19 protein-coding genes and 1 tRNA gene are annotated in these 18,446 nt (G+C 68.6%); 7 read left to right on the top strand and 13 right to left on the bottom strand.

Annotated features, from left to right (window positions below):
• Nucleotides 1–33 precede the first annotated feature (33 nt).
• Genes BBH56_RS01060 through BBH56_RS01050 form a run of 3 tightly spaced genes read right to left on the bottom strand, consistent with a single transcriptional unit; the run spans nt 34 to nt 2,596 of the window.
• On the bottom strand, nt 34–1,590 hold the full coding sequence (locus tag BBH56_RS01060) for an FAD-binding domain-containing protein (protein WP_148121642.1): 1,557 nt from the start codon (nt 1,588–1,590) through the stop codon (nt 34–36).
• A complete protein-coding gene (locus BBH56_RS01055; protein ID WP_144347159.1) occupies nt 1,587–1,715 on the bottom strand; it encodes a DUF2256 domain-containing protein in 129 nt (42 codons plus the stop codon). Before BBH56_RS01055 ends, BBH56_RS01060 begins: the two co-directional genes overlap by 4 nt.
• On the bottom strand, nt 1,715–2,596 hold the full coding sequence (locus BBH56_RS01050) for an NAD-dependent protein deacetylase (RefSeq protein ID WP_318262564.1): 882 nt from the start codon (nt 2,594–2,596) through the stop codon (nt 1,715–1,717). Before BBH56_RS01050 ends, BBH56_RS01055 begins: the two co-directional genes overlap by 1 nt.
• Nucleotides 2,597–2,701: 105 nt before the next feature.
• On the opposite strand from BBH56_RS01050, the gene BBH56_RS01045 reads away from it, so the two are divergent.
• The 3 genes from BBH56_RS01045 to BBH56_RS01040 are packed head-to-tail and all read left to right on the top strand — an operon-like array spanning nt 2,702 to nt 5,279.
• Complete coding sequence (locus BBH56_RS01045; protein ID WP_318262562.1) at nt 2,702–3,922, top strand: Bcr/CflA family multidrug efflux MFS transporter; 1,221 nt, start codon at nt 2,702–2,704, stop codon at nt 3,920–3,922.
• 3 nt (nt 3,923–3,925) lie between these two features.
• Nucleotides 3,926–4,588 carry a hypothetical protein gene (locus BBH56_RS09540; protein ID WP_157809040.1) on the top strand — a complete coding sequence of 221 codons (663 nt, stop codon included), beginning with the start codon at nt 3,926–3,928 and terminating at the stop codon, nt 4,586–4,588.
• Nucleotides 4,575–5,279, top strand: a complete 705-nt coding sequence (locus tag BBH56_RS01040; RefSeq protein ID WP_157809039.1) for an MlaC/ttg2D family ABC transporter substrate-binding protein — start codon at nt 4,575–4,577, stop codon at nt 5,277–5,279. The genes BBH56_RS09540 and BBH56_RS01040 overlap by 14 nt, the downstream gene beginning before the upstream one ends.
• On the opposite strand, the gene BBH56_RS01035 is transcribed toward BBH56_RS01040, so the two are convergent.
• From BBH56_RS01035 to BBH56_RS01025, 3 genes are read right to left on the bottom strand one after another with little or no spacing between them, the layout of a single operon-like run.
• Nucleotides 5,273–6,430 (bottom strand): lipocalin-like domain-containing protein, encoded by a 1,158-nt coding sequence (locus BBH56_RS01035; RefSeq protein WP_148121639.1) that lies wholly within the window; start codon nt 6,428–6,430, stop codon nt 5,273–5,275. The genes BBH56_RS01040 and BBH56_RS01035 overlap by 7 nt on opposite strands.
• Entirely contained in the window at nt 6,430–8,922 is a 2,493-nt protein-coding gene (locus tag BBH56_RS01030; RefSeq protein ID WP_148121638.1) for an ABC transporter permease, read from the bottom strand. Before BBH56_RS01030 ends, BBH56_RS01035 begins: the two co-directional genes overlap by 1 nt.
• The gene (locus BBH56_RS01025) at nt 8,919–9,584 is read right to left on the bottom strand and encodes an ABC transporter ATP-binding protein (RefSeq protein ID WP_148121637.1); all 666 of its coding nucleotides are present in this window, start codon (nt 9,582–9,584) and stop codon (nt 8,919–8,921) included. Before BBH56_RS01025 ends, BBH56_RS01030 begins: the two co-directional genes overlap by 4 nt.
• A 74-nt stretch (nt 9,585–9,658) precedes the next feature.
• On the opposite strand from BBH56_RS01025, the gene BBH56_RS01020 reads away from it, so the two are divergent.
• Both BBH56_RS01020 and msrA read left to right on the top strand, forming a co-directional pair.
• Nucleotides 9,659–10,201 carry an NUDIX hydrolase gene (locus BBH56_RS01020; RefSeq protein ID WP_110882467.1) on the top strand — a complete coding sequence of 181 codons (543 nt, stop codon included), beginning with the start codon at nt 9,659–9,661 and terminating at the stop codon, nt 10,199–10,201.
• The gene (msrA, locus tag BBH56_RS01015; RefSeq protein WP_144347151.1) at nt 10,202–10,753 is read left to right on the top strand and encodes a peptide-methionine (S)-S-oxide reductase MsrA; all 552 of its coding nucleotides are present in this window, start codon (nt 10,202–10,204) and stop codon (nt 10,751–10,753) included.
• Here msrA and BBH56_RS01010 read toward each other — a convergent pair.
• Nucleotides 10,729–11,037 (bottom strand): DUF2288 domain-containing protein, encoded by a 309-nt coding sequence (locus BBH56_RS01010; RefSeq protein WP_110882465.1) that lies wholly within the window; start codon nt 11,035–11,037, stop codon nt 10,729–10,731. The two genes, msrA and BBH56_RS01010, sit on opposite strands and share 25 nt — an antisense overlap.
• Nucleotides 11,038–11,312: 275 nt before the next feature.
• Here BBH56_RS01010 and BBH56_RS01005 point away from each other — a divergent pair, with 275 nt between their 5' ends.
• Complete coding sequence (locus BBH56_RS01005) at nt 11,313–12,314, top strand: porin (protein WP_157809038.1); 1,002 nt, start codon at nt 11,313–11,315, stop codon at nt 12,312–12,314.
• A 101-nt stretch (nt 12,315–12,415) separates the two neighbouring features.
• On the top strand, nt 12,416–13,303 hold the full coding sequence (locus BBH56_RS01000; RefSeq protein ID WP_148121635.1) for a DMT family transporter: 888 nt from the start codon (nt 12,416–12,418) through the stop codon (nt 13,301–13,303).
• Between the two features lie 19 nt (nt 13,304–13,322).
• Here BBH56_RS01000 and BBH56_RS00995 read toward each other — a convergent pair whose 3' ends face one another.
• The 6 genes from BBH56_RS00995 to BBH56_RS00970 all read right to left on the bottom strand — a co-directional run bounded on the left by BBH56_RS00995 (nt 13,323) and on the right by BBH56_RS00970 (nt 18,367).
• Complete coding sequence (locus BBH56_RS00995) at nt 13,323–16,571, bottom strand: DEAD/DEAH box helicase (RefSeq protein WP_148121634.1); 3,249 nt, start codon at nt 16,569–16,571, stop codon at nt 13,323–13,325.
• A gap of 45 nt (nt 16,572–16,616) precedes the next feature.
• The gene (locus BBH56_RS00990) at nt 16,617–16,856 is read right to left on the bottom strand and encodes a MoaD/ThiS family protein (protein ID WP_148121633.1); all 240 of its coding nucleotides are present in this window, start codon (nt 16,854–16,856) and stop codon (nt 16,617–16,619) included.
• Between the two features lie 81 nt (nt 16,857–16,937).
• Nucleotides 16,938–17,011, bottom strand: a tRNA-Gln gene (locus BBH56_RS00985).
• Nucleotides 17,012–17,020: 9 nt separating this feature from the next.
• Complete coding sequence (rpsI, locus tag BBH56_RS00980; RefSeq protein WP_110882460.1) at nt 17,021–17,413, bottom strand: 30S ribosomal protein S9; 393 nt, start codon at nt 17,411–17,413, stop codon at nt 17,021–17,023.
• A gap of 19 nt (nt 17,414–17,432) precedes the next feature.
• Nucleotides 17,433–17,861 carry a 50S ribosomal protein L13 gene (rplM, locus tag BBH56_RS00975; RefSeq protein ID WP_110882459.1) on the bottom strand — a complete coding sequence of 143 codons (429 nt, stop codon included), beginning with the start codon at nt 17,859–17,861 and terminating at the stop codon, nt 17,433–17,435.
• Between the two features lie 62 nt (nt 17,862–17,923).
• Nucleotides 17,924–18,367 (bottom strand): OsmC family protein, encoded by a 444-nt coding sequence (locus tag BBH56_RS00970; RefSeq protein ID WP_144347145.1) that lies wholly within the window; start codon nt 18,365–18,367, stop codon nt 17,924–17,926.
• Nucleotides 18,368–18,446 lie beyond the last annotated feature (79 nt).

Genomic DNA, 18,446 nt, shown 5'->3' with positions numbered 1-18,446 from the left:
GCTACCCGGTCGGCGGTTTTTTTGTTCCAGGGACTAGAGATCCAGCGTGCCCTGCCCCGGCGGCGGGCGGCGCCGGCCGGAGCGCGGCCGCTCGGGGGCGGGGCTGCGGCTGGCGTGCTGGCGGCGCACTCGGGCCGATTCCCGGGCCAGATCCCGCTGCTCGCGGTGGGCCTTGATGCGCGCCCGGGCGTCCCGCGCGGCCTGCTCGTGATCCACCACCGGCCAGGGGTAATCCCGCCCCAGACGCACACCGTAGCGCCGCTGCAGCCCGCCGGGCATCCGCCAGGGCTCGTGAATCCACTCGCCGGGCACGGCGGCCAGCGCCGGCAGCCAGTGGCGGATATAGGCGCCGTCCGGATCCTGATCGCGGGACTGCTTGACCGGGTTGTAGATGCGCAGGGTGTTGATCCCCGTGGTGCCGGACTGCATCTGGAACTGGCAGTAGTGGATGCCCGGCTCGTAGTCGGTAAAAAGCCGCGCCAGCGCCTGTGCCGGTTCACGCCAGTGCATCCACAGGTGATAGCTCGATACGGCGACGAGCATGGCGCGCATCCGGAAGTTGATCCAGCCCTCGGCCCGCAGCTGGCGCATGCAGGCATCGACGAAGGGCAGACCGGTGCGGCCCTCGATCCAGGCGGCGAGGCGCTCGGGATCGGTCTGCGACTCGTCCCGCAGCCCGTCGTAGCCGCGGTGCATGTTGCGCCACTCAAGCGCCGGCTCGTCCTCGAGTTTCTGGATGAAATGGCAGTGCCAGTGCAGGCGCGACTCGAACGACTTGAGCGACCGCGCCCAGTGCGAGCGCGGCGCCTCGGCCTTCAGTGCCATCCAGCGGCGGCGATGGGTCTGCACGATCTCGCGCAGCGAAAGCGTCCCGTAGGCGATATGCGGCGAGAGCCGCGAGCAGACCTCGCCGGCGGACACCGGGCTTGCCATGCCCTGGCGGTAGGTCTCGCCGCGGGTGGCCAGAAAGCTGGCCAGCAGGGACTCGCCAGCGGCCCGACCGCCCGGCTGACGGCCCGGGCAGTCAATCCGCCCCCAGCCGCGCTCGGCCGGCAGCCGATCGATGGGGATGGCGGCGGCGTGCACCGCCGCGCCCGGGTCAAGCGCCCGGGCGGTCGCCGGCGGGCACACGGGCGGGGCCTTCATCCGCCGCTCCCAGTGTCCGGCCCATTCATCGCGGCTCGCCAGCGGGCGGACGACGCCGAACTGCGGCACCTCATGCAGGGCGATACCGGCCTCGCGGCAGCCGCGTCGCACCGCCCGGTCACGCTGATGGGTCCAGGCGTTGCCCGTCTCCTCGTGGGCGTGGAGGGTGATCCCGCCCAGCGCGGCATTCAGCCACCGAAAGATCACCATGGCCTCGCCCTCGAACACCCACAGGCGCAGGCCCCGCTCGGCGAGGGCCGCATCCAGTTCGATCAGGCTCTCGCGGATGAACGCCCAGTGGCGCTGAGCGGTGTCCGGCTGGCGCCAGTAGTCGGGCTCAATGACATACACCGGCAGCACCGGCCCTTCGGCCATGGCGCGTGCCAGCGGCGCATGGTCGGCGGTGCGCAGATCGCGCTTGTACCAGACAAGCTGCGCGCTCATCGACTGCGCCGACAGCGTTCCGAGCAATAGCGCACGTTCTCCCAGTCACGCGCCCACTTGCGTCGCCAGTTGAACGGCCGGCCGCAGACCGGGCAGATCTTGCTGGGCAGCGGCTTTTTCGCCATCAGCCCACCGCCCGGCGGGGTGACAGGGACTGGATGATCGCGGCAAGCCCGCTCGCGCAGTCCGCGGTCACCCGACCGCTGGCCTCGGCGTCGCCGCGGGTGATGCCAAGCCCCAGCACATACACCGGCTTGCCGGCCGCCGCCGCGGCGCGCACGAACCGGTAGCCCGACCAGACCATCAGGGAGGAGCCCACCACCCACAGCGCGCCGGCCGACTCAAGGGCGGCGAAGGCGGCGGCGACCCGGGCCTTGGGGACCGTCTCACCAAAAAACACCACTGCGGGCTTGAGCATGCCACCGCAGGCCTCGCACGCCGGCACCACGAAATCGTCGTAGTCGACATCGCCCAGCTCGGCATCACCATCCGGGGTCATCTGCGGGGACCGGGCCGCGGCCGCCCAGCCGGGGTTGGCCGCCTCCAGCTGGCTCTGGTGATGGGCGCGGGGGATAACCCGGCCGCAGTCCAGGCACTCGACGCGATCGAGCCGGCCGTGGAGGTCGTGAACCGCCGGGCTGCCGGCGGCTTGGTGCAGGCCATCGACATTCTGGGTGATCACCGGGCCCACCACGCCACGGGCGCCGAGTTCGGCCAGCCGCCGATGGGCGGCATTGGGTCGGGCCTGCTCGACGGTGCGCCAGCCCACCAGGCTGCGCGCCCAGTAGCGCCGGCGACCCGACTCGTGACCGGTGAACTCGGCCAGCTGCATGGGCGAGCCGCGCTTCCAGACGCCGTGATGGTCGCGATAATCCGGAATGCCCGAGCCGGTGGACACCCCGGCGCCGGTGATCACCAGCGCCGGGGCGTGCGCCTCGAGGGCCTGCGCCATGCGCTCGACGGGCCATTCATCGGCGGGTTCGGGAAGGGGTCGTGAACGTGCCACGCGAAGGAACTCCTCGGCCTGACTGGCCTCCACTACGCTACGGTATACTGACAGATGCAAGCGGCCGGAATTCGCTTGCTCTTTGGCGCCAGGAGGCCCTCACCCTTGTTCGGACCCATCAAGCCCGCCCGCCCCGACGGCGTGGCGATGATCATCATTCTGGGCGTGATCACCGCGTTCGCCCCGCTGTCCATCGACCTGTACCTGCCAAGCCTGCCGCTGATCGAGGCGGACCTGGGGGTCAGTGCCGGGCAGACACAGCTCAGCCTGGCGCTGTTCTTTGTGGGACTGGCACTGGGGCAGTTCTTCTATGGCCCCCTTGCCGATCGCTACGGCCGGCGCCGGCCGCTGCTGGCCAGTATTTTACTGTATGGCGCGGCGACGCTGATATGCGGTCTTGCGACCGGCATCGAGGCCCTGCTGGTCGGCCGGCTGATCCAGGGCTTCGGGGCGGCGGCCGGGCCGGTGATCGCCCGCGCCGTGGTGCGCGATCTGTACTCGGGCCGACGGGCGGCGCGCATGATGTCGTTCGTGATCCTGGTCATGACCATGGCGCCGCTCATCGCCCCGGTGCTGGGCGGCTGGATCAGCTCGCAGCTCGGCTGGCGTGCGGTGTTCGCAGTGCTCGCCCTGTTCGCGGTGATCTGCACCGCCATGCTGCTCATCGCGCTATACGAAACCCACCCTGCGGAGCGGCGCCCGGATGCCCGGCTGGGGCAGCTGTTCATGGCCTATGGCCCCATCCTGCGGGATCCGGTCAGCCTCGCCTATCTGGGCGCCGGCGGCATGGCCTTCGCCGCGCTGTTCGCCTATGTCGCCGGCAGCCCGTTCGTCTACACCGAGGTGTTCGGCGTCTCGCAGGCGCAGTTCGGCTACTACTTCGCCCTCAACGTGGTGGGGCTTTTGATTGGCAACCTCACCAACGGCCAGCTGGTCATGCGCTACGGCCACCGGCGCATGCTGAGTGCCGGAGTGCTGATCATGGCGAGCGCCACGGCCGCCCTGGTCGCGCTGGTGGCGGGCGGGGTGACCGCGCAGTGGCTGATCACCCCGCCCCTGTTCGTGGCGTTGGGCACGGTGGGCATCATCGCCGCCAACACCGTGGCCGGACTGCTCGATCGCTACCCGGCCCACGCCGGGGCGGCCTCGGCGCTGTTCGGCGTCGCCCAGTTCAGTCTGGGGGCGGTCAGTGCGGCGCTGGTGGGGCTCATCACGGCCGGGCCGCTGATCACCATGGTCGGTGTCATGGCGGTCACCGCGGCGCTCGCCCTGGCGGCGGTCTCCGCACTCTGGCACCAGCAGCGCCGGCCGGCATCCGTCGCCTGAGCCATGGCCCGCGAAGACGACCGCATCGACAACCGCATCGCGTGCCTGCGCACCGATCGACTGCCCGCCACGCTGGTCTCCGACGCGGGTTATCACTGCGAGGTCTGGCGCAGCAGCGGCAGCGTCCGCCGGGACGGCGAGCGCCAGCCGGTGGACCGGATCATCAAGATCCCACGGACGGCCACGCCGGCCCGCGAGGTGGCCGTCCTCAACCGCGACCACCAGCGCCTGCGCGCCGCCCTGGGTGACATCGTCCCGCCCACGGTGTTCGTGCGCACCCACATTGACGGCGAGGCGAGCGTGATCGCCATGGCACCCAACATCCGCCGCTGGTTTGACGTGGCCAACCCCGGCAATGAGGCCGAGCTCGCGCCCATGATCGCCCGCGACCCCCGCCTGCGCGACGCCCTGGCGCATTTCATCGGCAGCGCCGAGCGCTGGTACCGCGAGGACGACCGGGTGCTCGACCTCTACGGCATCGACAATCTGGTCCTCGACCGCAATCATCACCTGCACTACATCGACAGTTTCGGCGTATTCTTTCATGCCGATCTGCTCGAGATCCTGCCCGACCCCGACCCGGGGCTGGCGACACGGATCCGTACCTCTCGGCTGCGGCTGGAGTACCTCAATCATCTGCTGGAGCGCGCCCATGACAAGATCTAGCCCCCTCGCCCGGACCCTGCTGGCCCTGATCGCCGCGCTGCTGATCCCCGCCACCGGGGTGCAGGCAAGCGCCACCACCCCCGACGAGGGGCCGCCCGAGGCGCCCAAGGCGGTGGTCAACTACGTGGTCACCGAAGCCCTCAATCGCATTGTCGACGAGCGCGAGACGCTGGCCAACGATCGCGCGGCGGCGGTCGAGCTGTTCAACAGCCGGGTGCGTCCCTGGGTAGATACCCAGCTGATGGCCCGGTTTGCCATGGGCCCGGCGGCGCGCACCGCTGAGCCGGCGGAGATCGAGCGGCTCGCCACGGCGCTTGCCGATCGGGTGGCCAACCTCTACGCCGGGGCGCTGCAGCGCTATGCTCAGGAGGCCGTGGATTTTGCCGAAAAGGGTGAGGTCGACCTGCGCCTGGTCACCCAAGAGGACGACCGCGCCATCGTCAACGCCATTGCCCAGGGCCCGGACATCGACACGCTCGAGCTGCGCATCCAGCTCTACAAGCGCGATGATCGCTGGCGGGTCTTCGACATCGAAACCCGCGGCGTGAGCATGCTGCTGGTGTTCCGCGACGCGCTGCAGGCCGAGGCCGGCCGTGACGGCGGCGTGGACGCGATGATCGCCGCCCTCGAGGAAGGCACGGTGGATGTCGAGGGCACCTGGGAGGAGGAGACCGGCGACGCCGGTCAGTAGCCGGTCATCTCCAGATAGCCCACGCCGCTGGCGCTGCCGGTCACCGCGACGCTGCCCTCCCAGTAGCGCACGGTGGTGGGCATCGCCTGGTCATCCAGACGGGCATTGACCCGCAGGTCGATGCCCTCATCCGGCAGCTGAATGCGCCAGGCCACCGGATAGCGCGACCCGGTGCGCGGGTTCTGCCACTCCCGCGTCGGCGTCAGACGGAAGTCCTCGGCGCTCAGGCGCCGGCTCTGCCCGGCGGGCCCCACCAGGATCCCGGCGGAGCGGGGGTCTGTGCTGCCATCCTGCCGGCGCAGGCGATAGACCATCAGATCGCGGCCGTCGTCGAGCTGCAGCGCAAACCAGTCCCAACCCGCCTGATCGGCATCCAGCGCGCTGGTGGACCACTCACGATCCAGCCAGGCACTGCCGGTAACGGCATGGGTTTGATCGGCAAAGCGTACCTCGCCATCGGCGGCGAGACGCGTGTACGAGTAATAGCGCGAGGCATTGCCCGGTTCCTCACCCTTGCGGCTGTAGCCGCGATCCCCCTGCAGCACCCGCGGTTTCTGCGCGGCAATGGCCAGATCGATGCCAATCCCGCGCGACGGGGCGCTGGCGGTGACCCGCAGCGGGAACAGCGCCTCGCTGCCCTCGCTGCGGATCTGCCAGTCATCCAGCCACACCCGCACCGGTCGGGTGGTGGCGCCGGCCAACCCCAGGGCCCCGCGCTGGTAGCGCTCCACCGCCCGATGCGTGCCGGCCGTCACATCGGTGACCGCGAAATGCCCCATCCAGACCTGCCGGGTCGCCCAGTCCGAGGGCCGATCGCCCGCCTCCGGCGCCAGGGCGGTGCGGAACAGCGTCAGCTGAAAGCCGTAGTCGCGGCCCGCCGGACTGGTGAGGTTGCCGGTGAAATACCACCACTCGGTGCGGTGGTCGGGATGCGCGCCATGATCGGCGGGAAAGTCGAGCGGCCGTGGGCCGGTGACCCGGGCGAAGGCATCGGCGTTGGCGCTCGGGCCCATGGCGGCGGCGAGACTCTGGGCGCCGTCGCTGGCGGGCTCACCCGCCGGTGTGCCCCCAAAGCGCACCGCCCCGATCACAATGGCCGCCACCAGCAGTCCGGCCAGTCCCAGCAGCCCCGCATCCAGTCGATTGCGCATCACTCCCCCTTCAACGCCGCGGCAATCCGCAGCCGTGTGGCCCGCCAGGCCGGATAGACCGTGGCGAGTAGCGCCGCGACCACCGCCAAGGCAACGCCCTCGACCACCGGCCCGGCCTGCAGCTCAAAGCCCATGGTCCAGCCATAGGCCCGGCGGTTGATGACAAACACCAGCAGCCCCGCCAGCGTCACGCCCAGCGGCACCGCCCAGAGCCCGGCGATCAGCCCCAGCAATGCGCTCTGCCCGCTGATCAGCCCGGCCAGCCCGGCGCGGCCCAGCCCCACGGCCCGCAGCACCGCAAACTCGCGCAACCGGTCGAGCTGCAGGGCCATCAGCGCCGAGATCACGCCGACGAAGGCCACCAGCCCGGCCAGCCAGCGCAGCACCTCGGTGATCGCGAAGGTGCGATCGAAGATGCGCAGCGACTGCTCGAACACCGCGGCATTGTCGGTGACCCGCGCCCCGGGCACCCCGGCCAGAGCCGATTCAAGGCGGCCGATCAGCGCCTGCCGGTCCGCGCCGTCACGGGCATGCACGCCGATCCCGGCCAGCCCGGCATCGTCGTAGAGATCGCGATACAGATCACGCCGCATGAGCACCGCGCCGGTGGGCGAGGCGTAATCGCGATAAACGCCCGCTACGGTCAATGCCTGGCGCGACTCGCCCACCGGCAGCCGCAGGGTGTCGCCGGGCGCCAGGTCGCGCCGGACGGCAAACGGCTCGCTGATCAGCACCGCCGTCTGCCCGCGATAGGCCGCCAGCGCCGCGGCACGCTCGGGCCGGCGGATGTCCACCGAGGGTTGGCGCCCCTCGGGCAGGCCCAGCGCCCAGATCGTAACCGGCCCGTCCGCGGTGGCCAGGTCGTACCACTGCGAGCGGCTGACAAAGGCCACCTCATCCAGCGCCGCCAGGCGGTCGGCCCGGGAGTCGCTGAGATCCGCCGGGGACGAAACATAGAAATCCGCGGCCAGCGAGCCTTCCAGCCAGTCCACCACACTGGCGCGGAAGCTCGCGATCATCACGGCCACCCCGATCACCGCCGCCACCGCCACCGACAGCGCGGCGACCGCCACCCCGGTGCGACTGAGTGAAGCCACCGCCCCTTCGACGATGAGCCCGCCCACCGGCCGGCCGCGCATCAGCGGTCGCAACAGCGCGCCGACGCTCAGGATGATGGCCGGGGCCATGAACGCGGCCCCCAGGATGACCGCGAACAGCCCGACAAAGGCGGCGACCAGGCCGTCGCTCGCCGCAATCACCAGCGCCCCCAGCAGCAGGGCACTGCCACCGATCCAGCCGGCACGGCCCGCCAGGCGCCGGGCGCGCTGCTCCAGATCAGCCCGCGACAGCGCCGCCCGCGGGGGCGTGGCGGCGGCGTCCCGGGCCGGCGCGGCCGCCGCCAGCACCGATCCGCCCAGGCCCACCAGCAGGCCCGCCGCCAGACTCCAGGGCGAGAGCACCAGATCACCCGCGGCGCGGGCGAAATAGACATCATTGACGGTCTGCAGGACCAGTCCCACCAGCCCATGCGCCAGCGCATAGCCAAGGGCGAGCCCGGCCAGCGTGCCGATCAACCCGATCAGCAGGGCGTCACCGATCATCTGCCCGATGATCTCGCGCCGCTGCACCCCCATGGCGCGCAGGATGCCGATGGCCGCCCGGCGCCGGACGCCCAGAAAACTCAGGGTGTTGAACACCAGGAACGCGCCCACCACGACGGCGAGCAGCGAGAGCGCGGTCAGGTTGATCTGAAAGGCGAGGCTCATCTGCAGCACCGACTGGGCGCTGGCCGCCGCGGGCACGATGCGCACCCCCGCGCCCAGGGTCTCGGCCAGTGCCGCGGCCCGGGCCTCATCCACCATCAGGTCAATGCGATCCAGCCGGCCGTGTTGATCCAGCAATGTCTGGGCGGCGGCGATATCCGCGAGCACCAGCCCGCGGGCCTGATCGTCGGGATCGTCCACCACCGCCACCACGGTGACGGTGTGGCGCGCGCCATCAATGAGCAGATCGAGGGGGTCGCCGGCGGTCACGCCCAGGCGCTTGGCCTCGCCCTGGCCGACCACCACGGCATCATCGCGCAGCATCAGGTCGTTGAAGGCGTCCCCCAGGTTGTTGGTGGCGCCCAGCGGGCGCTGGAACGGGCCCTCGGCAAAGGCATCCACCCCCAGCAGGGTCAGGGCACGACCACTGCCGTCGGCGCGCACCACACCGCCCTGGATGACCGGTGCCGCGCGGCGCAGGCCCATCTCGGTGCGCAGTCGGGTGTAGAGCCGTTCGTCGACGCCCGCCGGGCCGCCGACGACCTGGTGGGTGGCACTGCCGGTGACCGATTCCAGCGACACGCGCATGGCCTCGCGCGCCGAGTGGTTGGCCAAGTCCACGGCCACCACCACCGCCACGGCGATCGCCACGCCCAGCATGGCGAGCCCGGTCTGCAGGGGATGCCGCGCGAGGTCCGCGCGGCCGATGCGCCCGATCAGTCGAGTCATTCGGCGTCGACCAGCCGGCCTTCACGGATGGTGAGCAGCTGATCGGCCAGCCCCACCACCTCCTGGGCGTGGGTGACCATGACCAGCGTGCGCCCCTCGGCGCGGCACAGCCGGTCGAGCAGCGCGACAATGCGCTCGGCGTTGTCCAGATCAAGGTTGCCGGTGGGCTCGTCGGCCAGAATGATATCCGGGGCGTGGATCAGCGCCCGGGCAATGGCCACGCGCTGCTGCTCGCCGCCCGAGAGGCGATCCGGCCAGTCGCCGCCCCGCCCGGCCAGGCCGACCCGCTCGAGCCACTGCTCGACCCGACCGTCTTCCGGCAGGCGGTTGAGGCTGAGCGGCAGGCGCAGGTTATCGGCCACGGACAGTGTCGGGATCAGGTTGTAGGCCTGGAACACAAAGCCCATGCGCCGCCGGCGCAGGGCGGTGAGCGCCCGATCATCAAGGCGGGCGATGTCGGTGCCATCGATGCGCACCACCCCGTCGCTGGGCGACTCCAGCCCACCGAGCAGGTTGAGCAGCGTCGACTTGCCCGAGCCGCTACGCCCCACCACCACCGCGAATTCGCCCGCCTGGATGGTGCCCGAGACCTGATCGAGAACAGTGCGTCGCGGGGTCTCGCCGTACCAGCGGCTCAGCGACTCAAAGGCAATATCGGCCATGCAGGCCCTCCCATCATGTTGGTGCGGCGGCTCTGTTATTCTCAGTGACCGACAACCGCGCAAGAGATTCCATTATGAGCGACTCCGAGCAGCCGACGGTCGGGCCCCGGCATTACCAGATCCCCGAGGGCGATGATCGTGAACGGCTCACCTGTCCCGACTGCGGTTTCATCGCCTACGAAAACCCCCGCATCGTGGTCGGCGTCGTGGCCCGCGCCGAGGATGAGCGCATCCTGCTGTGCCGCCGGGCCATCCCGCCGCGGATCGGCTACTGGACCCTGCCCGCGGGCTACATGGAGCTGGGCGAGACCGCCGAGACCGGCGCCCGGCGCGAGGCCTGGGAAGAGGCGCGGGCCCAGCTCAAACTCACTGGCCTGCTCGCGGTCTACAGTCTGGCACGCATTCATCAGGTCCAGCTGATCTATCGCGCCGTGCTCACCGACCCGCATGTCGAGGCGGGCCCGGAATCGCAGAGCGTGGGGCTGTTCCACTACTCGGAACTGCCCTGGGACGAACTGGCGTTTCCCACGGTGCGCTGGGCGCTCGAGCAGGACCATCAGGCCCACATGCAGGGCCACGGCGAGGCCTTTGCCAATCCAACCGCGGAGGAAGACTGAATGGCGACAGCAACACTGGGCGGCGGATGCTTCTGGTGCATCGAAGCGGTATTCCAGCGCCTCGACGGCGTTCATTCGGTGACATCCGGCTATGCCGGCGGCGATACCCCCAACCCGGACTACCGCAGCGTGTGCACCGGCCGCACCGGGCATGCCGAGGTGGTGCAGGTGGACTACGACCCGGCGGTCATCGACTTTGACACCCTGCTTGCGGTGTTCTTTGCCATCCATGATCCGACCACCCCCAACCGCCAGGGTGCGGATGTGGGGCCGCAATACCGGTCCATCGTGCTCTATGCCGATGACGCGCAGCGCCGGACCGCCGAGGCGCACATCCAGCGCCTGACCGACGAGGGGGCATTCCGGGCGCCCATCGTCACCGAGGTCAAACCGCTGACGGCGTTCTACCCGGCCGAGGGCGATCATCAGGACTACTACCTGCGCAACGCGCCCATGCCCTACTGCCAGATGGTCATTGACCCCAAGCTGGACAAGGCCCGGTCACTGTTCGCCGATCGCATGCGCGATCAGGCCCCCACCGCCGGCTCCTGAACCAGCACCCACGGGGCGGCCACCACCGCCCACAGGTCAGGATCGCGCTGGTGCCAGTCCTGGGCCTCATCAGTACTGGCCCGGGCGACCTGCCCGGCGGTCATCCAGCTCATCACTGTCGGCTCGTCATCGCGCACGAACGCCGCCGCCACCGCCACCAGATCCAGCGCCGGGTCCACCCGCACCACCACCCCGCGGGCGAAATGGCGTTCAAGCTCGGCCCAGCGAATGGGCCCGGTTTCGGTGTTCAGCTGGGTCTCAAGCGGGATCTCGGTATCGGTCATGGCCGGCTCCTGGTGATGCGTGGGGCGTTGCGCGCAAACAACGAGTCGCAGAAGCCACTCATGGTTATCGCCCAAGCCCCTGAAAAATTATGCCCTTGTTGATGACAAAGGGGTTTGCATGGGGGCGGAAACTAGGCTACCTTCCAACTCGTGCGCAACAGTTGCATGGCATTTGTGGCAAAAACACAACGCCGGCACTGACCAGCACACAATACGAACAGTCGGGGTAGCTACCCGACACGATTGTTCAAAACCTATCCCATATGGGGGAAACCATGATGAAGAAGACAACTAGCGCCCTGGCCATCGCGGCCCTGCTGGGCACCGGCGCGGCCTCCGCCGCCACTTTCCAGATCAATGACACGACCACGGTCGGCATTGGTGGTGCGTTCTATCCGTTCTACACGAACACCAAGGATGCAAACGGCGATAGCACCGACGGCTACGGCGACGCCAGCCGCCTGATCTTCACCGCCGAGAAGGCCGCCGTGAACGGCATGACCGCCTCGCTGTACTACCAGCTGCGTCCGCAGAATGGTCTGGGTGATTTCGCCGACAGCAATGCCGTTGTTCAAACTCAGGGCGGAGACACCACTGAGAACGACGCCGGCGTCCGCACCCACGTGGCTCATGCCACGCTTAGCGGCGACTTCGGCTCCGTCACCTACGGCAAGAACGACAACCTGATGTACCGTTACATCGACGTCGTCCGTGACTACAACGACGCGCTGGTGTTCACGTTCTCGAACGCCATCACGCGGACTCGCATCCTCAACTACGCTTCCCCGGACTTCGACGGCTTCGGCTTCGAGATTGAGTCTGAGCTGGCCGGTGACGATGAACAGGCCAAGACGGATACTGGCAACTCCAGCAGTGTCAACGTGGCGGCCTACGCCGACCTCGATCCGGTGCGTGTGCATGCTGCGTACACTGCCGGTAACCTGCAGGACAAGAACTCCGACGGTGCCTACGGTCTGGCGGCGGTCACCAGCATCGATGTTGTCGACCTGAGTGCAACCTACGTCAACAGCCAGATCGAAGACGGCCAGGATGAGAAGATTGCCGGTGTGTATGCCAGCACTTCTTACAACTTCGGCTCGCTGCAGCTGGGTGCTCAGAGCGTAGATGTTGATGGCCAGTCGAACCGCACCGAGGTGATCGGTCGCGCGACTTACGACATCGCCGACAACGTCTACACCTCGCTCGAGTACCGTTCCGCCGACAAGGCGAATGATGCGGGCAACGGCTACGCCGTGTCCCTCTGGTACGGCTTCTAAAACTGCCCAGCAGTTAGAGCCTTCAAAGGCGGCCTTCGGGCCGCCTTTTTTTGTGCGTTTGCGCTGGACGCGGCGGGGTTGGCGGCCTAGGCTTGCCCGCCATGAACACCCGCGACTGGCTACTCCTGATCATCCTCTCCACTGTCTGGGGCGGATCCTTCTTTTTCTTTGAGCTGGCGCTGCAGACCCTGCCGCCGTTCACGGTGGTGCTGGGGCGAGTCAGTCTGGCGGCGATGACGCTGCTGGTGATCGCCCGGCTGCGCGGTGTTCCCCTGCCCTTCAACGCCTCGCTGGTCCGCCGCTATCTGCTGCTGGGCCTGATCAGCAACGCCATGCCGTTTTCCTTCATTGTCTGGGGGCAAACCCAGATCCCCAGTGGCCTCGCCTCGATCATCAATGCGATGACGCCGATCTGGGCGATGCTGGTGGGATTGCTGATCGGCAGTGATGAGCGGCTCACCCCGGCCCGTGCCCTGGGCATTCTGCTGGGGTTCTCCGGGGTGGCGGTGCTCATGGGCCCGGATCTGCTGCGCAGGATCGATCCCTATAGCCTGGGCCAGCTCTCGGTGCTGGGGGCGACGATCTGCTACGGCTTCGCGGTGCACTACGGCCGGCGATTCAAGGACACCCCCTCGCTGGTGAATGCGGCTTATATGCTGACCGCCGCCACCGTCTGGCTCACGCCCGTGGCGCTGGTGGTCGATCAGCCGTGGACACTCTCGCCGGGGCTGTCGGGCTGGGGCGCGCTGCTGGGGCTCTCGCTGCTATGCACCGCCGTGGCCTATCTCCTCTACTTCCGCCTGCTGGCCTCGGCCGGCGCCAACAATATGTCGCTGGTGACGTTTCTGGTGCCGGTCTCCGCCATCACCCTGGGGGCGGTGTTCCTTGACGAGCGACTGGGGTCCACCGCGTTTGCGGGCATGGGGATCCTGTTCGTGGGTCTGGCGGTCATCGACGGGCGCCTCTGGCGGCGGCTGCGGGCGGGCTGAGGCTGCGTCCTGTGCCCGCTCAGTCCTGGGCCGGGTCCTCGCCGCCCAGGGGCTGGAACAGGGTCTCAAGGGTGGAGGCATCAAGGGCACTCACCGCCGAGGCATCCTGATCACCCAGCAGGCGCTCGCCCAGATCGGCCTTGTCCCGCTGCATCGCCATAATGCGGTCTTCCACCGTATCCCGGGTCAGCAGGTGGTAGACGAACACCGGCTGATCCTGGCCGATGCGATGCGCGCGGTCCGTCGCCTGGCGGGTGACGGCCGGGTTCCACCAGGGGTCGTAGTGGATGACGCTGTCCGCCGTGGTCAGGTTAAGCCCCGTCCCGCCGGCCTTGAGGCTGATCAGGAAGATCGGCACCTCGCCCGACTGAAAACGCTGGACGGCGCCCTCGCGATCGCGGGTCTCGCCGGTCAACCGGGCATAGGTCATGCCGCGGGCGGTGAGCGCCGCACCGATCAGGTCGAGCATGCGCGTGAACTGCGAGAACACCAGGATGCGGCGGTCGTACTGGCGCAGGTCGTCGATCAGCGTGAGCAGCCGCTCGAGCTTGGCCGAACGATGGGCGGTCTGCGGTGCATCGCGCACCAATCGGGGGTCACAGCAGACTTCGCGCAGCTTGAGCAGGGCGTCGAGGATCTGGATCCGGTTCTGGGGCTGATCGGGGCGCGCCAGGGCTTCCCGAATGCGCGGCTCCTGCCCCAGGCGTAGCTGCTCGTAGAGGGCGCGCTGATCGCCACTGAGCTCGGCGTAGACCGGGATCTCGGTCTTCGCCGGCAGTTCTTCAGCGATCGCGGCCTTGGTCCGGCGCAGCAGAAACGGCGCCACCCGCGCGCGCAGCGCCGCCAGCCGGCTGTCGTCGCCGTCATCTTCGATGGGCCGGCGATAGACCCGCTTGAACGCGGCCGCATGTCCCAGTAGCCCCGGGAGGACGAAGTCGAACTGCGACCAGAGCTCGCCCAGGTGATTCTCCAGCGGTGTGCCGGTCAGGCTCAGGCGCTGCCCGGCGCTCAGCGTGCGCACTGCCCGGGCGGCCTGGGCGCGGGGGTTCTTGACCGCCTGCGCCTCGTCCAGCACCAGCAGGTGCCAGGCCTGTGCCTGCAACCGCTCGATGTCGCGCACCACCAGACTGTAGGTGGTGAGCACCAGATCCTGCTCACCCAGACGGGCATAGTCGGCGTGGCGCTGCGGCCCATGCAGCCGCAGCACGCGCAGTGTCGGGGCAAACTGCTCGGCTTCGCGCTGCCAGTTGAACAGCAGGCTGGTGGGCACGACGATCAGGCTGGGCGCCTGGGTGCGGCCGGCAGCCTTTTCCATGAGCAGATGACTGAGCACCTGAAGGGTCTTGCCAAGCCCCATGTCATCGGCCAGCACCCCGCCCAGGCCCAGCCGCGAGAGGTGCTGCAACCAGCCGACGCCCTCGCGCTGATAGGGCCGCAGTTCGCCACGCAGACCCGGCGGCGTCACCGGTACGTCGGTCTCCGCCGGCGGATGCCTCAGGGCCTGCCCCAGACCCCGCACCTGCGCCTCGTCCCGCCAGCGCAGGGCATGGCCCTCGGCCCGCTCAAGATCATCCAGCACCGCCGCGCGGGCGGTGGGCAGGACGAGCTGGCCGTCACGCAACTGCGTGGTCGGGTCATAGAGTTCGGTCAGCCCCTTGAGCAGGGGCACCAGCCGGCGCGCGGGAACCGGCGCGAGGCGCCCATCACCCAGGTCCACCAGCAGGCTGCTGTCGGGATCGATGGTGTCCAGATGGCGGGTGGCCATGGCCTCGGGGTGTTCGCGGATGAGCGCCAGCAGAAGGGGCATCAGCGGGTGGTGCTCGCCCTCCACCTCAAGGGTCATGCCAAAGCTGAACCAGCCGGGCTGACTGGACCGGGTCTCGGCCTGCCATTGATCGGGGCTGACCACCCGCCAGGGAAAGCCGCGCTCCACACTCACCCGCCAGCCCTCGGCCTCCAGCTCGGGCAGGGTTTCGACAACGATCTTGCGCCAGTCGCGGGTGTGATCCGGCACGCGGCGGCCCTCGGCCATGGTGCCGGTGGCGTGCAGGCCTGCCTGGGTAAGGCGCTGCAGGGCGCGGGTCTCGGCACGGGTGTCCCGCGGGTAATCAAGGATCTCGCCGCCCTCGAACACCGACAGCCAGTCGCCCCCGGTCTCGGCATCGATACGATGCTGATCGTAATCGAAGTGCAGTTCCGCGACGGCCTCGCCCCGCTCGTCGCGGGCCGGCCGGCGGGTGTCGCCAAGTCGCGTCAGGCGCAGGACGGGGACCGGCTGCACGCCCTCCACACGGCGCCGTTGCGGGGCTTCGGGCACCGGAATGGGCAGACGCCCGTCAGACAGCTTGGCGGCCACCGCCGGGACCTCCTCGGGGGCGACCACCGGGCCGGCCTGGAGTTCGGCTACCAGCGCCGGCGCCAGACCCGTGTCGATGACACCAAAGGTGCCGCTTGCCGGCGCCAGCCACAGCGGCGGCTGCGCGGCCAGGGCCAGACGCCCGGCGCCGGCGTCCACGGTCAGGCGCTGACTGCCATCGGCGAGGGTCTGCCACGCGAAGGCCCCCTCAATCGCCGGTGCGGCCTGAATGGCGGCGGCGTCGGGCTGCTGCCAGTGGGCGTGCCCGGTGGCGGCCAGCGCCTGCAGCAGAAAGTACGCATCGTCCGGATTCACGGGACAGCCGGTCTCGGGCAGCAGGCGCAGCAATCGTCGGTCGGCGGCCGTCAGCAGGCCTTCGGGCGCCCGGCGCATCCCGGCAAACGGCAACAGCCGCCCGTAGCCGCCGTGCCGGCGCAATCGGGCGCGTTGGGGGGTCACGGTCAGGCGACCACTGGCGTCGCGGTCAAGCAGATAGATCAGCGCTTCGCCGCGTGGCGTCGCCGATGAATGCGACTCGGCGGCAAGCCGGCGGGCGCGATCCAGCCACTGGGTGACGGCCGGGTTGGCGCGGGTCAGCCCGGCCGGTGCCGTGCGGCCCAGGTAGTGCAGGATCGCGGCGACGGCATGCCCGCAGGCGCCGCCCTCAGGGCAGCTGCAGAGCGGGGTCAGGGGCCGGTGCGAGGGCAGTGGATGGACCCGGATGTCCACCGAGTGGATGTGGCGGCGATCGGCCTGGACGCGGGCGAAAAACCCCTGCCCCCCGGGGCTGCAGTCGAGCACGGCCCGTGACTGGATCAGGCGCTCACCGGCCTCCAGTGCCTCGCGCGGGAAGTCCGCCCAGAGGACGGCCTCACCGTGGGTCGAGATCCATTCGGCAAGAGGATCGGTCAAGGCGGCTACTCCCGGGCGTCTGCATGCACAACCTCACAGCATACATCAGCCGCCGCTCACCGGCGGCAATAACACCAGGGTTTCGTCGCCCTGCAGGATGTCCTGGCGGGTTCGCATCTCGTCGCCCACCGCACACGCCACACGCGGCAGAGTGTCGGCCAGCGCCGGATACTGGCGGACCAGCGCGGTCAATGCCTCGGCAATGGTGCAGGGTGTGTCGACGGACAGCTCCACGGTCTGAGTGCTGGCGACTTCGCGGAGCCGGCCATAGAGTTCGATTTTCATAATCGCATTGCCCGCGGTCGACTTTGAACCTGGTACTCAATTATCCATAAAAAAGCCCCCTGACGGGGGCCTTTTCATGGATGGCTGGGGGACCAGGATTCGAACCTGGGTTGACGGATTCAGAGTCCGTAGTCCTACCGCTAGACGATCCCCCAATAAACCCTTTAGCGCTTGGAGAACTGCGTGGCGCGGCGCGCTTTGTGCAGGCCGATCTTCTTACGCTCGACCATCCGGGCGTCGCGGGTCACGTAGCCGGCCTTGCGCAGGCCGCCCTTGAGCGCTTCGTCGTAGTCGATGAGCGCGCGGGTGATGCCGTGCCGGATGGCGCCGGCCTGACCACTCGAGCCACCACCGAAGACGCTCACCTTGATGTCGAGCTTTTCCGTCGTGTCGGTCAGCTCGAGGGGCTGACGCACCACCATGCGCGCGGTCTCGCGGCCGAAGTACTCGTCAAGGGGCTTGCCGTTGACGGTGATCTGGCCGTTGCCGGGCCGCATGTTCACACGGGCCGAGGACTTCTTGCGCCGGCCGGTGCCGTAATACTGTTGGACTGCCATCGGTTATCGTCGCTCCGATTCAGATTTCCAGCGCCTGAGGCTGCTGGGCATGGTGCTGATGTTCGCCACCGCTGTAAACCTTGAGCTTGCCGAGCATCTGCCGGCCGAGAGGGCCCTTGGGCAGCATGCCCTTGACCGCGAACTCGATGGCCCGCTCCGGGTGCTCCTGGATCAGCGTCGCGAAGTTCGTCGACTTCATGTTGCCGACATATCCCGTGAAACGGTGATACATCTTCTGCTCCGCCTTGCGGCCGGTGATATCGACCTGCTCGGCATTCACCACAACGATATAGTCGCCCGTATCAACGTGCGGCGTGAATTCCGGTTTATGCTTGCCCCGAAGCCGATAGGCGATTTCAGAGGCGAGTCGTCCGAGGGTCTTGCCGGTGGCGTCGACGACATACCAGTCACGCTGGACCGTCTCGGCTCTGGCGCTAAACGTTTTCATGGGTGCTGTTTCTCCGAAGTCAACGCGCCCGAATTAAGATCGTGGAGTGTACAGAAACCGATTTACGGCGACAAGCCATCCCCGGTGCCCGGAGCCGCGACCACCTCATGGCTGTGGGTGACCGTGCAGGCCTTGGCCAGCATGATCGACGCCGAGCAGTATTTCTCGGCGGACAGCTTCACGGCCCGCTCCACCGCGGCGTCCTTGAGCGCGTGCCCGCTGATCCGGAAATGCAGATGGATCGCGGTGAACACCTTGGGGGGTGTCTCCGCGCGACTTGCCTCGATATCCACCTCGCAGCCCGTCACCGCGTGGCGACCGCGCTCGAGGATATACACCACATCCACCGCCGAGCAGGTCCCCAGGCCCTGGAGCATGAGCTCCATTGGCCGCGGGCCCCTGCCCTGGCCGCCCAGATCCGGTGGGCCATCCACCGTTAGTCGGTGGCCACTGCCGGATTCCGACTCGAATGCCATCCCATCAAGCCAGCGTACATGCGCTTTCACGGTTCACCCCCCATTCTGGACCCCTCCATATGGGTCATATCCGATTACCGCCGGTGAGTATAACGTCCAAGAACCGATT

Source organism: Spiribacter roseus (genome assembly GCF_002813635.1).
GTDB classification, from domain to species: domain Bacteria; phylum Pseudomonadota; class Gammaproteobacteria; order Nitrococcales; family Nitrococcaceae; genus Spiribacter; species Spiribacter roseus.
This window is presented reverse-complemented; position numbering and strand designations above follow the sequence as displayed.

Bases quoted from the DNA above. Each gene is read 5' to 3' on its own strand.
- BBH56_RS01060 (WP_148121642.1), bottom strand. From the start codon at position 1,590: ATGAGCGCGCAGCTTGTCTGGTACAAGCGCGATCTGCGCACCGCCGAC.
- BBH56_RS01055 (WP_144347159.1), bottom strand. From the start codon at position 1,715: ATGGCGAAAAAGCCGCTGCCCAGCAAGATCTGCCCGGTCTGCGGCCGG.
- BBH56_RS09540 (WP_157809040.1), top strand. From the start codon at position 3,926: ATGGCCCGCGAAGACGACCGCATCGACAACCGCATCGCGTGCCTGCGC.
- BBH56_RS01040 (WP_157809039.1), top strand. From the start codon at position 4,575: ATGACAAGATCTAGCCCCCTCGCCCGGACCCTGCTGGCCCTGATCGCC.
- BBH56_RS01035 (WP_148121639.1), bottom strand. From the start codon at position 6,430: ATGCGCAATCGACTGGATGCGGGGCTGCTGGGACTGGCCGGACTGCTG.
- BBH56_RS01030 (WP_148121638.1), bottom strand. From the start codon at position 8,922: ATGACTCGACTGATCGGGCGCATCGGCCGCGCGGACCTCGCGCGGCAT.
- BBH56_RS01025 (WP_148121637.1), bottom strand. From the start codon at position 9,584: ATGGCCGATATTGCCTTTGAGTCGCTGAGCCGCTGGTACGGCGAGACC.
- BBH56_RS01020 (WP_110882467.1), top strand. From the start codon at position 9,659: ATGAGCGACTCCGAGCAGCCGACGGTCGGGCCCCGGCATTACCAGATC.
- msrA (WP_144347151.1), top strand. From the start codon at position 10,202: ATGGCGACAGCAACACTGGGCGGCGGATGCTTCTGGTGCATCGAAGCG.
- BBH56_RS01010 (WP_110882465.1), bottom strand. From the start codon at position 11,037: ATGACCGATACCGAGATCCCGCTTGAGACCCAGCTGAACACCGAAACC.
- BBH56_RS01005 (WP_157809038.1), top strand. From the start codon at position 11,313: ATGATGAAGAAGACAACTAGCGCCCTGGCCATCGCGGCCCTGCTGGGC.
- BBH56_RS01000 (WP_148121635.1), top strand. From the start codon at position 12,416: ATGAACACCCGCGACTGGCTACTCCTGATCATCCTCTCCACTGTCTGG.
- BBH56_RS00990 (WP_148121633.1), bottom strand. From the start codon at position 16,856: ATGAAAATCGAACTCTATGGCCGGCTCCGCGAAGTCGCCAGCACTCAG.
- rpsI (WP_110882460.1), bottom strand. From the start codon at position 17,413: ATGGCAGTCCAACAGTATTACGGCACCGGCCGGCGCAAGAAGTCCTCG.
- rplM (WP_110882459.1), bottom strand. From the start codon at position 17,861: ATGAAAACGTTTAGCGCCAGAGCCGAGACGGTCCAGCGTGACTGGTAT.